We start from the raw sequence: 1,085 nt of genomic DNA, 5'->3' as shown, positions 1-1,085 counted from the left end.
CCGGCTGCTCCGGCTGCTCCGGCTGCTCCGGCTGCTCCGGCTGCTCCGGCTGCTCCGGCTGCTCCGGCTGCTCCGGCTGCCAGCCAGTTTAATCCATCCTCCCCGGCCGCAAGCCCCGCCAATCGGCCAGCGCCCCAGCCGCAAACACCTGCCGCAGCAAGCGCCGCCAGCAACCCGGCCCTGCCCGCCTATCCTGCGCTGCCCGCCGACGAGGCCACGCTGGATCGCGAATTCTGGGCACTGGACGAAGGCGAACTGACACTGGATGACGGCGCAGAGCTGAACGTGACGGCCAGCGCCGACTCAAGCGATTTCGCCTTTCCCGCCATCACCCCGCCACCCGCGCTGGAGCCCGCCGCCGGCCAGCTTGACCCCAGCTTCTGGTCGCGCGAAATGCCGCCGGAAACTCCGCCCCTGCGCGAGGCCGACCACCCCGCCGCGCTGGTCTGGGAAGATCCGGAAAGCGGCGACATCCTCAGCATCGAGCCCGGCCCTGACGAAGACCTGAGCGCCTTGCTGGGTGAGGCCACTCTCGCCGACCAGCCAGCACCGGCCCCGGAACCGGCCCGGCTGACGGACGCCGATGTGCAGGACATTTCCGCCATGGTCGGCGCACATCTGGCAGTGGAAATCACCGCCGAGGTCGAACAGCTCACCCGCCAGCATTTCGCCCGGCTGATGAGCTCGCTCTATGGCGACACGCTGCGCCAGCTTACCGATGCCGTCTGCGCCGAGCTGGAAAGCAAGATCGGCGAGCGCATCGTCGCGCTGGTGCAGGACGAGCTGAAGGATCGCGGTCTGCTGGGCGACTGACGACCCGCTTTGGAGATGGGGCGTGAGAGATCTTCGTGATGACGCGCGAGGCCTCCTGATTAGGTAGCCAGCTCAGCAACTCGTCATACCGGCGAAAGCCAATGGGATGGACTCCTCCCTCCTGAAACGGCATCAAGTGCCAGACTGGGACGTGTCACCAACCAGTCCAAACGGAACGAGGAGCCCATCATGACCATTATCCGCATCGGCATTGACCTTGCCAAAAACGTCTTCCAGGTTCATGGCGTCAACGCCAACGAACAGGTCGTCTG

At 66.2% G+C, this 1,085-nt stretch carries 1 pseudogene; it reads left to right on the top strand.

What is annotated here, in order from left to right:
* Window positions 1–813 (top strand): annotated as a pseudogene (locus C515_RS24720) (hypothetical protein); the annotation flags it as partial.
* Window positions 814–1,085: the final 272 nt, after the last annotated feature.

The organism is Chitinilyticum litopenaei DSM 21440, assembly GCF_000428145.1.
In the GTDB taxonomy this organism is placed as follows: Bacteria; Pseudomonadota; Gammaproteobacteria; order Burkholderiales; family Chitinibacteraceae; genus Chitinilyticum; species Chitinilyticum litopenaei.
This window is presented reverse-complemented; position numbering and strand designations above follow the sequence as displayed.